Origin of the sequence: Deinococcus roseus (genome assembly GCF_014646895.1) — a bacterium.
Lineage (GTDB): Bacteria > Deinococcota > Deinococci > Deinococcales > Deinococcaceae > Deinococcus_C > Deinococcus_C roseus.
In genome coordinates this window covers 15786-29902 of record NZ_BMOD01000010.1, presented here as the reverse complement: position 1 = coordinate 29902, position 14117 = coordinate 15786, and the positions used below count along the sequence as shown (strand labels likewise).

Annotated in this window: 13 protein-coding genes and 1 pseudogene; 8 read left to right on the top strand and 6 right to left on the bottom strand. The window is 55.5% G+C overall.

Annotation, left to right across the window (positions count from 1 at the left end; all coding sequences use genetic code 11):
• Positions 1-103 precede the first annotated feature (103 nt).
• Positions 104-739 carry a hypothetical protein gene (locus IEY52_RS13765; protein ID WP_189003282.1) on the top strand — a complete coding sequence of 212 codons (636 nt, stop codon included), beginning with the start codon at positions 104-106 and terminating at the stop codon, positions 737-739.
• Positions 740-800: 61 nt separating this feature from the next.
• Here the strand turns inward: IEY52_RS13765 and hisIE are convergent, their stop codons facing one another.
• Positions 801-1451: a bifunctional phosphoribosyl-AMP cyclohydrolase/phosphoribosyl-ATP diphosphatase HisIE gene (hisIE, locus tag IEY52_RS13760; protein ID WP_189003281.1), complete on the bottom strand. Its 651-nt coding sequence runs from the start codon at positions 1449-1451 to the stop codon at positions 801-803.
• On the bottom strand, positions 1448-2221 hold the full coding sequence (hisF, locus tag IEY52_RS13755) for an imidazole glycerol phosphate synthase subunit HisF (protein ID WP_189003280.1): 774 nt from the start codon (positions 2219-2221) through the stop codon (positions 1448-1450). The genes hisIE and hisF overlap by 4 nt, the downstream gene beginning before the upstream one ends.
• A 311-nt stretch (positions 2222-2532) precedes the next feature.
• On the opposite strand from hisF, the gene IEY52_RS13750 reads away from it, so the two are divergent.
• From IEY52_RS13750 to IEY52_RS13740, 3 genes are all read left to right on the top strand, one after another.
• Positions 2533-3786, top strand: coding sequence for a glycoside hydrolase family 18 protein (locus IEY52_RS13750; RefSeq protein WP_189003279.1), 1254 nt, complete (start codon positions 2533-2535; stop codon positions 3784-3786).
• A gap of 114 nt (positions 3787-3900) precedes the next feature.
• On the top strand, positions 3901-4308 hold the full coding sequence (locus tag IEY52_RS13745; protein ID WP_189003278.1) for a gamma-glutamylcyclotransferase family protein: 408 nt from the start codon (positions 3901-3903) through the stop codon (positions 4306-4308).
• A 2-nt stretch (positions 4309-4310) separates the two neighbouring features.
• Complete coding sequence (locus IEY52_RS13740; protein WP_189003277.1) at positions 4311-5123, top strand: DUF72 domain-containing protein; 813 nt, start codon at positions 4311-4313, stop codon at positions 5121-5123.
• 68 nt (positions 5124-5191) lie between these two features.
• Here the strand turns inward: IEY52_RS13740 and coaD are convergent, their stop codons facing one another.
• The 3 genes and pseudogenes from coaD to IEY52_RS13725 all read right to left on the bottom strand — a co-directional run bounded on the left by coaD (position 5192) and on the right by IEY52_RS13725 (position 7289).
• Positions 5192-5683: a pantetheine-phosphate adenylyltransferase gene (gene coaD / locus IEY52_RS13735; protein ID WP_229684801.1), complete on the bottom strand. Its 492-nt coding sequence runs from the start codon at positions 5681-5683 to the stop codon at positions 5192-5194.
• Positions 5684-5734: 51 nt separating this feature from the next.
• Positions 5735-6265 carry an RsmD family RNA methyltransferase gene (locus IEY52_RS13730; protein WP_189003275.1) on the bottom strand — a complete coding sequence of 177 codons (531 nt, stop codon included), beginning with the start codon at positions 6263-6265 and terminating at the stop codon, positions 5735-5737.
• Between the two features lie 113 nt (positions 6266-6378).
• Positions 6379-7289: pseudogene (locus IEY52_RS13725) on the bottom strand (IS5 family transposase).
• Positions 7290-7418: 129 nt separating this feature from the next.
• On the opposite strand from IEY52_RS13725, the gene mobA reads away from it, so the two are divergent.
• Positions 7419-7970, top strand: a complete 552-nt coding sequence (mobA, locus tag IEY52_RS13720) for a molybdenum cofactor guanylyltransferase (protein ID WP_189003274.1) — start codon at positions 7419-7421, stop codon at positions 7968-7970.
• 120 nt (positions 7971-8090) lie between these two features.
• Complete coding sequence (locus IEY52_RS13715) at positions 8091-9953, top strand: S9 family peptidase (protein ID WP_189003273.1); 1863 nt, start codon at positions 8091-8093, stop codon at positions 9951-9953.
• A 170-nt stretch (positions 9954-10123) separates the two neighbouring features.
• On the opposite strand, the gene IEY52_RS13710 is transcribed toward IEY52_RS13715, so the two are convergent.
• Positions 10124-11557 (bottom strand): S8 family peptidase, encoded by a 1434-nt coding sequence (locus IEY52_RS13710; protein WP_189003272.1) that lies wholly within the window; start codon positions 11555-11557, stop codon positions 10124-10126.
• 135 nt (positions 11558-11692) lie between these two features.
• On the opposite strand from IEY52_RS13710, the gene IEY52_RS13705 reads away from it, so the two are divergent.
• Both IEY52_RS13705 and IEY52_RS13700 read left to right on the top strand, forming a co-directional pair.
• A complete protein-coding gene (locus IEY52_RS13705) occupies positions 11693-12436 on the top strand; it encodes an ABC transporter ATP-binding protein (RefSeq protein WP_189003271.1) in 744 nt (247 codons plus the stop codon).
• On the top strand, positions 12433-13980 hold the full coding sequence (locus IEY52_RS13700) for a hypothetical protein (RefSeq protein WP_189003270.1): 1548 nt from the start codon (positions 12433-12435) through the stop codon (positions 13978-13980). Before IEY52_RS13705 ends, IEY52_RS13700 begins: the two co-directional genes overlap by 4 nt.
• Positions 13981-14117 lie beyond the last annotated feature (137 nt).

Here is a 14117-nt window from a genome sequence, read left to right as displayed (position 1 = left end):
AGATGCATTTCACTTTAACTTCAGCAGGCATTCATGTAAAATTCATTCTGAAGCCCGAATGATGTGGCAGCAGTCATGGTCAAATGATGGTTTCGGAGGAAAAATGAAAAGATATGCCTGGATGCTTGGGATCCTGCTGGTGGGCTGTGCCCCCCAGAACACCTACACCTACAACTCCACTTTTGAATCCACCCCCACCGGTCGGGTTTACCACTCAAGTGTGATGGACATTTTGAGCCCCACAGTGAAAAAACCCACCCAGAGCAATCCTGAGGAGCTTTCCCGCCTCACTGCCCTGATCGACCTCAAAGAGATCATGGGCATTCCCGTGGGACGGGCTCCGGTGGCCAGCAACTGTGATGCCATGCACAGCTCAGAAGAAGTGATCGAAAAGAACAAAGAAAAAATCGAAAACGAGCAAGACAAAAACACAGACCCAGAAGAAGAAATCGACAACACCCGCTATAACACCCGCTACGAATATTATGTGCTTTCAGACCAGAACATGGTGTCTTACCTCAAACAGGTGCAAAACGACTCCATGGCCCGGGGGTACACCGGGATCACCCTGCGCTACCTCACGGAAAAAGATCCAGAAACCCAATTCTTCTTCCACTCGATCCTCTATTCTTTCCAGTACATGGGCGAAACCGATTACAACTCTGTGTTCGTGCATGTGGACAAAAACTTCAAATCCGGCAAGCTGGATCTGTGCGTGGTGTACGACGAACTCAAGTGAACCCAAAAGAAAGAATCCCGGGACGTCCCGGGATTCTTTCTTTTGGAGAGGTCGGTCAAGATCAGCCCACTGCTTTGGGACCCCTCAGGCCACTTTTCCCCATGCGTTTGGAAAGCACACCAGCAATGTCCTCTGGCTTCACACCCAGTTCTGCCATCACAAAGAGGGTGTGAAAGAGCAGGTCTGCGGTTTCGGTGGCCAGTTCTGCCACGTCGTTGTTTTTGGCAGCCAGCAGGACCTCTCCGGCCTCTTCAGGAATCTTCTTGAGGATGCGGTCCAGACCAGCTTTGTGCATGGTGGTCACATAAGACCCCTCAGGCTGGTGCTCAATGCGGTCCAGAATGGTTTTGTACACCTCGCTGACCACGAAACCCAGCTGGGTGTGCCCCTCTTCTTCCAGCAGGGGATTGTGGAAGCATGACTGCTTGCCGGTGTGGCAGGCTGGACCTTGCTGCTCCACCAGATACAGCACAGCGTCACTGTCACAGTCGTAGCGCACCCCCAGCACCTTCTGGGTGTGACCACTGGTTTTGCCCTTGATCCACAGTTCCTGGCGGCTTCTGGAAAAATAGGTGCCTTCTTTGTGGGTCAGGGTGTGTTCCAGGGCTTCCTGGTTGGCCCAGGCCAGCATCAGTACCTCGCCGCTTCTGGCATCCTGGGTGACCACAGGCACCAGACCATCTTCGTTGTATTTCAGTTCAGTCAGATTCATTCGACAAATCCCCTCACCTGAATGCCCCGTCCGGTCAGGTAATCCTTGACCTCCCGGACCGTCAGCATCCCAAAGTGAAACACACTGGCCGCCAGAGCAGCATCTGCTTTGCCCTCGGTCAGCACATCGTAAAAGTCTTCCAGTTTGCCTGCACCGCCCGAAGCCACCACCGGAACATCCACATGCTCTTTGACCGTGCGGGTGGCCACCAGATCGAAGCCGGACTGGGTGCCGTCTGCGTCCATCACGTTCAGCACGATTTCGCCCGCGCCCAGTTCCTGGCCTTTCTGGACCCACTCCAGCAGGTCGATGCCAGTGTCCACACGGCCACCGTTCAGGTGCACATTCCAGCCCGTGCCATCAGGCCTTTTCTTGGCATCGATGGACAGCACCACACACTGGGCTCCAAAGTGATCGCTGGCGGCCCGGATCAGGTCAGGGTTGCGAATGGCACTGGAATTCACCGAAATCTTGTCTGCCCCTGAGAGCAGCAAATTCCTGAAATCCTCCACGCTGTTGACGCCACCCCCGATGGTGAGGGGCATCATCACGCTCTCGGCCACATCACGGGCCACTTCCAGCATCAGTTTGCGGCCTTCATGGCTGGCGGTGATGTCGTAAAAGACCAGTTCATCGGCCTGTTCGTGTTCGTATTTCTGGGCAAGCAGGAGGGGGTTTCCGGCATCTCGGTGGTTTTCAAAGAATTTGACGTTCTTGACCACCCGGCCATTCTGGACATCCAGACACGGGATGATGCGCTTGGTAATCACAGCAGTCATTGTACGGGACGGGGGAGGGGAGTAAAGGATTTTGCGTATGCATCTTGGGTGCCGGGGGCGCAGGGCCGAGGGCCGAGGGCAAAAAGCCATCCACTTTCAGCCATCAGCGGTCAGCGGTCAGCATTTGACCTGTGGCTTTTGCCAAAGCATCATAAGCTCGGCTCTCGGCTCTCGGCGTAACCTCACAAATGGTATCATACCAATTCCAACATTTTGCCTATTTGGTATTTAATTGGTATTATTGCTTCAATCACCATTGAACGCGCCATTTCCCTGCACCATCCACGCGCTGAAAGGATTTCATGAAAAAGACCCTGATTTACGCCCTGCTGGCACTCACGGCTTCTCTGGCCCAGGCACAGGAGGCAAACCTTCCTGCGGCCCCCGGGCACATTGTGGTGGGCTACTACCCCTCCTGGGGCGTGTACGGCAAGAATTATTTCGTGCAGGACATTCCAGCAGACAAGATCACCCACATCAATTACGCATTCGCCAACGTGAATGCAGAAGGCAAATGCGTGCTGGGAGACCCCTGGGCAGACATCCAGAACGGCAACCTCGGGATGGTGGGGGAAGGAGAAAAAGCCCTCAAAGGCAACTTTGCCGCCATCAAGCACCTCAAAGCCAGACACCCCAACCTCAAAGTGATGATCTCGGTGGGAGGCTGGACCTTCAGCAAATACTTCTCGGTGGCGGCCCGCACCCCGGAAAGCCGCAAGGCTTTTGTGGATTCCTGCGTGAACATGTTCATCCTGGGGCAGTTTGATGGGGTGGACCCGCAGTACGGTCAGGGCGTCTTTGATGGCATCGACATCGACTGGGAATACCCTGTGGTGGTCGGCAATGAGGGCAACATCGTGGACCCCAGCGACAAGCAGAACTACACCCTCCTGATGGAAGAATTCCGTCAGGCGCTCAACAAGGTCTCGGTCAGCACCGGACAGGAATACCAGCTTTCCATTGCTGCCAGTGCCAGCCCCACCATCCTGACCCAGCACATGGAAACTGCCAACCTTGCCAACGTGCTGGACTTCATCAACCTGATGACCTACGACTTCCACGGAAGCTGGGACAGAACCACCAACCACCACAGCTCACTGTTCGCCTCTGGCAAAGAGCCCGCAGGAGACACCAACAGCGTGGAAAACACCGTCAAAACCGTGATTGGCCTGGGTGTGGACCCCAGACAGATCGTGGTCGGGGTGCCATTCTACGGCTACACCTTCAAAGAGGTGGGTTCTGAAGGCAACGGCCTCTACCAGCCCACCACCGGAGGAGCCCCCGGAACCCTGGGTGAAACCGGCATCCTCAGTTACTCGGACATCCTGAAACTGGAAATGAACCCCAATTACCGCAAATACCGCGACCGCCAGACCAAAACCGTGTGGCTGTACAGCAAAAAAGACCTGAATTTTGTGGCCTACGATGACCCGGACACCATCAAAGACAAGGTGGCCTTCATCAAGAAAATGGGTCTGGGCGGTGCCATGTTCTGGGAACTCAGCCAGGACGGTGGCAGCCTGCTGAATGTGCTGGATGCGGGGTTGAATCCTTAGACCCCCACCCCCGCCGCAGTCTTCGACTGGTCCTCCCCTGCAAGCAGGGGAGGAAAGGAAGTGTAACGAGCGAGGTGGGGTGAGGGTGGGGGACAGCATGTTATCCTGTCCCCCATGAAGGACCTTCCTGCTTGCGTTTTCGTTTATGGCACCCTGAAACCCGGTCACCGCAATTACGCCGTGGCTTTGAAAGCCGGTCCCCATGATGTGGTGGGACCGGCTTTGCTGTCCGGGTTTACCATGTTTGGCCTGACCCCCGAGTTCTATCCGGGCATCACTGAGGGAGAAGGCACCATTGCCGGAGTGGTCCTGAAGTACCATGACATGGACACCGCACTTCCCATTCTGGATGAGCTTGAAGAGCTGCATCTGGACCCACCGGGATACCGCCGGGACGTGCTGACGGTGCAATTTGAAGATGGCAGCACCCAGGATTGCATCGTCTACATTTACATCAGGCAGGCCAGAATGCAGCAGGAAGGCATTTATCCCATCCATTCGGGGGTCTGGCAGGAGGACTGAATTTGAAACTCTTGATTGGCACCGGAGGTTACACCAACGACGACTGGCTGGGCCTGATTTACCCAGAAGGCACCAAGCAGGGAGATTACCTGGGGATCTACAGCCGTTACTTCAACGCTGTGGAGGTCAACAGTTCGTTTTACGCCATCCCTGGTGAGAAAGCCTTTGCTGGGATGTTGCGCAAGACCGACAGCAAAACCATGTTCACGGTGAAACTCAACAAGGTCTTCACCCATGAGCGCAGTTACACCGAAGACGACGTGCAGCGCATGATCCTCAGCCCCAAACCCATCCGGGAAGCGGGCATGCTGGGGCCTTTTCTGGCGCAGTTCCCGTACTCGTTCAAGCGCACCCCGGAGCACCGCAAATACCTGCAGCATCTGGTGACGGCCTTTGAAGGGCACCCCCTGGCCGTTGAGTTCAGGCATGCTTCCTGGCTCAAAGATGAGGTGCTTGAAGCTTTCAAGGAACTGGGCATCATCTGGGTCAGCGCAGATTACCCTCCAATGGACGGTTTGCCTCCCTATCAGGTGCAGGCCAGCACAAAGACGGTTTACATCCGTTTGCATGGTCGCAACCAGGAAACCTGGTGGGAAGGCCAGAGTGCCTCGGACCGCCACGACTACCGGTACAGCGAAGAAGAAATTCAGGACATTGCAGACCAGATTGCCGTTTTAAAGGATGTGGACACGGTTTATCTGTTCTTCCAGAACACCACCAAAGGTCATGCCCTGTTCAATTACCAGACCCTCAAAGATGCCTTCAAACAGCATGATCTGGTGGTGGAGATTCCCAGGGGCTCTGGACTCTTCTGACCTCACCTGATCCAGGACAAGATGCCAGAAAAGCCCGGAAAACCGGGCTTTTTGTTTGCTCTTCTGGTTTACTGCTGCTCTGCAAACTTCTTGACCAGGGCTTCTGCACTGGCAGGGGGCACCATCTTGCTGACCTCTTTTGAGCCGTAAGAGGCAATTTCTTTGACCATGCTGGAACTGACATAAGACCAGCGGGTGGCGGCCATGATGAAGACGGTTTCCACATCGGGGTTCATCTGGCGGTTCAGGTGGGCGATCTGCAACTCGTACTCGTAATCCGAAACGGCCCTCAGACCACGAAGAATCACCGTTGCCCCTCTTTCCCGCATGTACTCCACCAGCAGACCACCAAAAGCCTCCACCCGCACATTGGGCAGGTGCTCGGTGGCTTTCCTGAGCATCTCCAGGCGCTCTTCAATGGTGAAGAGGTTTTTGGAGGCTTTGCGCTGGTTTTGCAGCACCGCCAGGGTCACTTCGGGAAAAAGCTTGCAGGCCCGAGACAGCACATCCATGTGTCCATTGGTGATGGGATCAAACGATCCCGGAAACACTGCTTTAATTGGCTGGATCATGCACCATCATAAACATGCCAGAAAGCGGTGTAGCAAATCTCAGCTTTCTTTCCAGTACAACGTCAGGGCGTTGCTGCCATACTCCCTGCGGTCCAGCGTGAAGCCTTCATGTTCTGGCAGGTGGGTTTTGTCCGGGTGCTGGATGATGATGACCCCATCCTCATTGACTGGGGCCTGGGTCAGCACGTGCAGGGCAATCTGTGGGATGTCTAAAGGGTAGGGGGGATCCACAAAAATGATGTCCTGCGGCCCCACACGGTTGACGTAAAATTTGACATCACCCAGGTGGATTTTGACTTTCAGGTTCAGCGCACGGGCGTTCTTGTCCAGGATGGTGACCGCTCCCTTACTGTTGTCCACCAGGGCCACCTGATACCCCCTGCTGGCAGCCTCCAGACCCACAGCACCGCTGCCTGCATACAGATCCAGAAAACTGCTCCCTTCTTCATAATGCTGGGCGAGGATGTCAAAGAGGCTTTTGCGGACTTTGGCTCCGGTGGGAACAGCAGTGGCAGGCACAATCAGGCTGCGGCCCTTGGCACTTCCCCCGAGGATTCTGAGGTTCGACATAATGGTCAATAGTAACAGCAGAAGGCAGAGAGCAGAAGGCAGAGAGCAGAAGGCAGAAGGCAGAAGACAGAAAGCAAGGAAGCCGTGGGCTGAGAGACCGTCCGAAAAGGCCATCAGGCAGCATTCTTTAGCGCTTCATGATCTGAATGCTGTGCCAGACGGCGAATCAGTAGGCGGATGTTGACCAGATAGATCCAGGCTTCGGTGGTTTGGGGCAAATATTCGTAATCTACCCGCAGACGACGGTGGCTGAGCACCCAGGCATTGGTCCGCTCCAGCACCCAGCGCTTTTTCAGCACCACAAAGCCTTTCTTTCGACTTTTCCATTTGGCAATGGCAGCCTGGTAGGTCTCAGCAGTGATGTCTTGACCTTCGATGAAAGCGTACCGACTGCCCGAGGAAGGGTGCTTGACCACTTCGACCTTCCAGGAGGTCTTTTGCAGGACCCAGTCTTGAAATTTTTCTCCGTTGTAGCCGTTGTCCACGAAGATCGTCTCTAGCCGGGGACATTTTTCTTTGGCGGCTTCGAGCAGGACTTTTCCACCCTCTCGTTCCTGGGTGCTGGCAGCACAGACCATCACATGCAGGATATTTCCTAGTGTGTCACACAGCAAGAAACGCTTGCGGCCTTTGACCTTCTTGCCTGCATCAAAGCCTCTCTCTAGCCCCCTTTTTGGGTGGTTTTCACACTCTGAGAGTCCAGAACAGCGGCACTGGGGTCTTCATTTCGTCCATCCAGGCTGCGATAGGTCCTGACCAGTTTCTGGCTGGCCTGCTCCCAGACGCCGGTTTTCTTCCAGAGTCGGAAGTATTCATAGACGGTCTTCCAGTGGGGAAAGTCGTGGGGGAGGCCCCGCCATGAGGTGCCCTGACAGAGCACATAGAGCAGAGCGTTGACGATTTCTCGTCGGTGGATGCGAGCTGGACGGCCACCGGGCTTGGTAGGTGGAATCAGGGGTTCGAGCAGTGCCCATTCACGGTCGGTGAGGTCACTGGGGTAAGGCTTTCTCGTCACAGACAGCATTTTATCAATTCAATGCTGTTTTGTCATGCTCAGACGGTTTTCGGACGGTCTCTGAGAATGGAAGAAATTTTGAGGTGTCCGATTTCTGCACCTTTGCCTGATTTTCAGAAAACCGTCTAGAATAAAAAAATGCACATCACTGCTGCAATTACCGCCGGAGGGAAGTCCAGGCGATTTGGTTCAGACAAGGCATTGTATCGGGTTGGACAGTACACCCTGCTGGAAATTGCGGCGCACAACCTGCATGCCTGCAACCAGAGGCTGATCATTGGGCCTTATGCATTGAAAGGCTGGCAGACCTACCCGGATCCTTTTCCCGGTGTGGGGCCCATTTCAGGTCTGGTTTCTGCTTTGCAGCATGCCCAGAATGGCTGGGTGTTTTTTACGGGGGTGGACATGCCCCAGCTGGATGCCCATTACTGGTCCCATTTGCACCACCACCTGAATCCCGATGTGCAGGTGATTGTGCCCCTCAATGAGGAAGGCAAGATGGAAGCCCTGGCTGCGGCTTACCATGTCAGTGCACTGCCGCATTTGCAGGCTGCACTGCAGGAACAGCGTTACGGGCTCCGTCAGGTGATCGAGAGGAAGCTCTTGCACCACACCCTTTCCGGTGTTCCCCAGCACCACTTCAAAAACGTGAACACCCGTCAGGACACCACAGATTTGATTGATGGCTGAGCAAAGCGAATAGAACGGTCAGAATGCCCAGACCACGCACAGTTCTTTTTGCGTAGATCAATAAACGGGATTTGACAGAAAACTGACATCTTCCTTTTTGTGTCATGAGACAATCAGGGCATGCTGCAACCCGAAACCCTGCTTGATTTGCATTTTGTCTCGGATCCCCAGGTACATGGTTCCCGGGTGGTCTTTGTGCGCTCCACCCCCCAGCAGAAAAAATACATTTCTAACCTTTACCTGTGGCAGGAGGGTGAACTGTTCCCCCTGACCCACGGTGAGCACCGCAACACCTCCCCCAGGTTTTCCCCGGATGGGCAGTCTCTGGCTTTCATCAGCAACCGCTCTGGGAAAAACCAGATTCACCTGCTCAGGCTGCAAGGCGGAGAAGCCCGACAGTTGACAGACCTGAACACTGACCCCTGGGATGTGCAGTGGAGCCCCGATGGAGAGCACCTGTCTTTTCTGGCAGGCAGTGCCAGACAGGATCAGGATGTGGTGTTCATCACCAATCACCGGGAATACCAGTTCAATGCAGAGGGCTTGCTGCCCGATCCTCCAGACCAGATTCACCTGCTCAGGGTCTCTGATGGATCCCTTTCTGTGCTGACCCAGGCTGAAATTTACATCACCGAACACCAGTGGCTGCCAGATGGTTCCGGGGTGGCTTACATTTCTGCCCCTTCAGATCAGGAGATGTCACAGGACCGCCAGTGTGTGTACCTGCAGCGTTTGCAGGGTCCATTGCAGCAGGTCATGGAGGCCAGTGCCCAGTTCAGCCAGCTGGCGGTTCAACCGGATGGTTCGGGTTTTGTGGTGGTGAAACGGGAGCACAACTGGCAGGATGCTCACCTGTACTACTACCACTGGGACGGCACCCACAAGCGTCTGGATGAGGGTTTTGATTATCCAGCAGGGAATTTCATTCTGGGAGACATGCAATACGGGTCTTACCCCAACCGTGCCCGCTGGCTGGATGCCCAGACTTTGCTGGCGGTTTACACCCTGGGAGGATCTTCAGGGCTGTTCACCCTCAAGCTTTCCGGGGAAGTGACCCCCCTCCTGCACCACCATGCCAGGGTGGTCAGTGCTTTCCAGGTGTGTTCTGGCAAGGTGACCTTCATTGATGAATCCTCCACAGAGCTTCCGGAAGTGTACCTCTGGGAGGATGGGGTGGTCACTCCGGTGTCCCAGCAGGGCAACCTGATTGTGGAGTGGGACATCACTGCGCCCCTGTCTTTGCGGGTGGGCAATGTGGAAGGGTGGGTGCTCCTGCCTGCTGGTGCAGCAGAACGGTTTCCTGTGGTGCTGAGCATCCACGGTGGTCCCCACATGGCTTATGGGCATGCTTTCATGCATGAGTTTCAGGTGCTGGTGCAGCAGGGTTATGCCGTGCTGTACTGCAATCCCAGAGGCAGCGTGGGATATGGTCAGAGCCACACTTCGGCCATTCAGGGCTGCTGGGGCAGTGTGGATCAGGATGACCTGCTGTCCTTTCTGGATGCCGCCCTTTCCCAGTACAGCCAGCTTGATCCTTCACGAATGGCTGTGATTGGGGGCAGTTACGGCGGTTACATGGTCAACTGGATCACGGCCCACACCACCCGCTTCAAACGGGCCATCACAGACCGCTGCCTGTGCAACCTGGTGTCTTTTGTGGGCACCTCGGACATCGGAGCTTTTTTTGGACCCCATGAATGGGGCTCAAATCCCTACACAGGAGATCCCGAGGTGCTCTGGAACCTCAGCCCCTTAAAATACGTGTCTCAGGTGAAAACCCCCACCCTGGTGGTGCACAGCGAACAGGATTTGCGTTGCCCTCTGGAGCAGGGCCAGCAGTGGTACGCTGCCCTGAAAACCCTGGGCATTGAAACCCGTTTTGTGCGCTTCCCGGAAGAAAACCACGAACTTTCCCGTGGGGGCCGCCCGGACCGCCGGGTGGTGCGCCTGAAAGAGTACCTGAACTGGCTGGGTGGGCTTTAAAGTGTTGCTCAACATAAACATGGGGAGAAATTGTTTGAGGAAGTTTACAGTGCACAGTTTTCAGTGAGCAGTTTTCAGAGGTGAGCTTCAAACAACTTCAAAAACCAGCAACCATTGTTTATTGGGTTGCTGGTTTTTGATTTTTACTGTCTGCTTTAAACCGTCCACTTTTAAGGCAGGGCTTTGGTCAATTCCAGCGCTTTGCCAGCGTTCAGCAAGCCTGCTCCACATCCCTGGGTGCAAGCCCCAGAAGGCAGCACCGTCACGGATTTCTTCAGGATGTCTTTCACCTGAGCAGGGGTGATTTTGGGCTTCAGGGCGTACATCAGGGCAACGACACCAGACACCTGGGGGGTGGCCATGCTGGTGCCTTCCATGAAAGCGTAGTACCACTCTTTGCCGTCTTCGCTCCACAGATCAGAGAGGATGCCGTCGCCGTAACCGTCGTTGTTGTCATCACGGGTGGTGTCTCCACCGAAAGCTGCCAGGGTGACATTGGCCCCGAAGTTGCCATAGTAGGCGCGGGTCATGTTGAGGTTCACTGCCGTCACAGCGATCACGTTGTTGCAGTTGGCAGGAGAGGACCCGGAGGCATTCTTGCCATCGTTCCCGGCGGCCACCACCACGGTGACCCCACGGGCCACTGCATCATTGATGGCATTCTGGTAGGTGATGGGGCAGGCAATTCCGGTGTAAGCCCCCAGGCTCATGTTGATGACTTTTGCAGGGTTGGGGTTGGGAATCATGTTGGCCACAGTGATGCCAGCTGCCCAGCGGATCGCATCGGCAATGTCAGCCATGGAGCCACCACACTTGCCCAGCACCCTCAGGTTCTGGATTTTGGTGGTCCAGCCCACCCCGGAAACCCCTTCGGTGTTGTTGGTGGCCCCGGCGATGATGCCGTCCACGTGTGTACCATGCCAGGAGTTCTCGTAGGTGATGCCGTCGTCACAGGTGCCACCGTCGCCCACGTCGGTGGGGTCGTTGTCCCGTCCGTTGCCGTCTCCACCCATTTTGGGATCGCTGAGGAAGTCAAAGCCAGTGACGTAGTTGGGCATCAGGTCAGGGTGCTTGGTCTGGCCGGTGTCCAGCACGGCCACCACCACGTTGCTGCCTCTGGTGTAATCCCAGGCTTTGGGGAGGTTCAGTTTGGGCATGTGCCACTGCAAAGAATAAAACTGGTCGTTGGGCACCGCGTAAGGCTTGAACACATAGTTGGGTTCGGCATACTCAATGTCGAAGAACTTGTTCAGCTTGTCCAGGGCCTGACGGGTTTTCTTGTCCAGGGCATCCAGGGCGCTACCTCCGGCTTTCACATCCAGACCCAGCACGGAAACCGACAGGCCAGAGTCCTCAGAAAACTCCACCAGGAAAGAGCCATCTCCGAGTTCACGGATGGGAGACAGGTTGATGCCTGCTTTGGCCAGTTGTTTGAAAATCCCGTTGGCATTGCCTTTTTTCTTGAATTTCACAATCAGCTGACCAGGCACCACACCCACAGGCTGGGTCCGGGCATGCTGGTTCTTTTTGGTGGTGACCTCTTTGTTTTTCTGTGCGGATGCAACCCCGCAAAGCAGAAGACCAATCAGAAGTGCAGATTTCATTCTCATGCTTCAGTTATAGGCAGCAGCACAGTGAGAAAGGACACGGGACTCTAAAGGTTTGCTTCAGGAGGGGCCTTCCTGAATGAAAACTTAAGATGTCACCTGCTTTCCCAACATGTCGTATATATAGAGCATATGGCATCTGACTTCCCGGCACTTGAACTGCAAAATGTACAGAAAACTTTCGGAGCATTTACAGCTGTCCATCACCTCAGCCTGAACATCGCGGCAGGCCAGATTTATGGTCTGCTGGGACCCAACGGAGCAGGCAAAACCACCACGCTGCGCATGATTGCAGGCCTCCTGATCCCAGATCAGGGAAACATCCGCATTCTGGGGGAAAGTGTGGTGTCCCATCCTCAGCAGGCCAAACGCCCGCTGGCCTACCTGCCAGATGAACCCCTGCTGTATGGCAAATTGCGCCCCATGGAACACCTGGAATTTGTGGCAGGACTGTGGGGCATGAAAGCCTCTGAGGCATACAGGGAAGCGGAAGAACTGCTGAAATGGCTGGATTTGTGGCAGCACCGCAGTGCCTTCACCGAAAGCTACTCCAGAGGCATGAAGCAAAAACTGGCCCTGGCTGCTGCCCTGATTCACAAACCCCAGGTGATGGTGCTTGATGAACCCCTCACTGGTCTGGATGCTGCCGCTGCCAGACAGGTGAAAGACCTGCTTTCCCAGTTTGTGAAAGACGGCAACACCGTGGTCCTGACCACCCACATCCTGGAGGTTGCAGAGCGCATGGCAGAACGCATTGCCATCATCAACAAAGGCCAGATCATTGCAGAAGGTTCCTTGCAGGAATTGCGCACCCAGAGTGGCGACACCGAAGGCAGCCTGGAAGATGTCTTTCTGGACCTGGTGGGTGAGGCATGAAACCAGGAAGCCTGCCCTGGCTTCTCAGGTTTGAACTCTTGCTGTACTGGCGCAGCCTCTGGTCTTCCAGCCAGAAATGGGCGGTGGTGTTGCTGGGGGGGGTGGTGCTTGGGGCCACGGTTGGATTGTGGTTCCTGCTGAGGGAACAGAGGGGGTTGCTGGTTGGTTCTCCAGCAGAACTGCCCCAGCCCCTGTTGCTGCCTTTCACCCTGTTGGGCCTGATGGCAACGCTGCTGATGGTGACCACGGCCATCCAGAACAGCCTGCAGATGATGTTTGAACGCAAAGATCTGGATTTGCTGATTTCTTCCCCTGTGGGCACGCGTGGGATCTTCACGGTGCGGGTGCTGGGTGTGGTGATGACGGTCAGCATCTGGTGGGTGCTGTTTGGCCTGGTGATGGGGTTGCTGGGCCTGCTGCTGGGCACCTGGAGGTTTCTGGGTGTGCCGCTGGCCTTTCTGACCCTGGGCAGCCTGATTTCCACCATGGGGGTGGGCCTGACTTTTCTGCTGGTCCGCAACCTGGGATTGCAGCGCACCCGCACCCTCGTCCAGACCCTGACGGTGTTGCTGGGTGCCCTGATTTTTGTGGCCACCCAGTTGCCCAACCTGCTGGGGAGCACTGGAACAGGCGGGAACCTGCTGGGATCCTGGATGCTCAGGGTTCAAACGCTTCCTGCATCTTCACCCATCTGGTACTGGTCCAGAAGCCTGTGGCTGGAACCCTTGCCCACCCTGTTCATGCTGGTGATCAGTGTGGCCTTGCTGGTGGGGGTGGTGCTGTCCTCCCACCGGGCATACCTGAAAGGGGCCAGTGAGGCCAGCGGTTTCAGTCGGCCCAGAACAACCTCACTGAAAGCTTCACCCTTCCGGTCTGGTGTGTTTGGGTTGTTGTGGTTCAAAGAGTGGAAGCTGATTTTGCGGGATCCCGCCCTGTTCTCACAATTGATCATGCAGGTGATTTACCTGCTTCCCCTGTTCTTCATGCTGTTTGGCGTTGGAAGAGGCAACCGCATGACCAGCATGATGACGCCCGCTTTCTGGGTGGCGGCAACCGTGATGGTGTCTTCCAGCCTCACGGTGTGGCTGGGGCGCATTTTCATTGCTGCAGAAGACCTGCCAGACCTGCTGGCCATGGCTCCACACCCCAGAGGCAGCCTCAGAAAGCAGAAAATGTGGGTGACCTTGCTGCCCGTCTTTCTGCTTTTTATCCCTCTGGCCCTGGTGCTGGGAAGAAGCGACCCTTCCCTGATGCTGCTGGGTGCTGCTGTGTTGCCTGCCAGTTGCCTGACCCTGACCTACATGCAGACCCAGTGGGCACAGCCCATCAAGCGTGCTGACCTCATGCAAAAAAATGGCAAAGCACAGGGTGGGGTGTTGCAGGGTTTTGTAGAGCTCTTTACCTTTGTGGGATGGGCTGGACTGGTGGCTGCTTACGGACAGCACAACACCACCTGGATGCTTATTGCACTGGCTGTGGGCATTTTCTTCCCTGTGTTTTTTGCTTTGCTGAACCACAGGAAACAGAGTGCACTGGGATATTGAAGGCAGGGGAGACTGAGAAGGCTGAGGGGTAGATCCCCTGTCAGCGTTGAAGGGTTATTTGTCTGAGAGCCCTGGGGGTGAGATCCCCCCGCTTCTCGCATTTGCTCGAAGGTCCCCCCTTAACGAAAGGGGGTTGG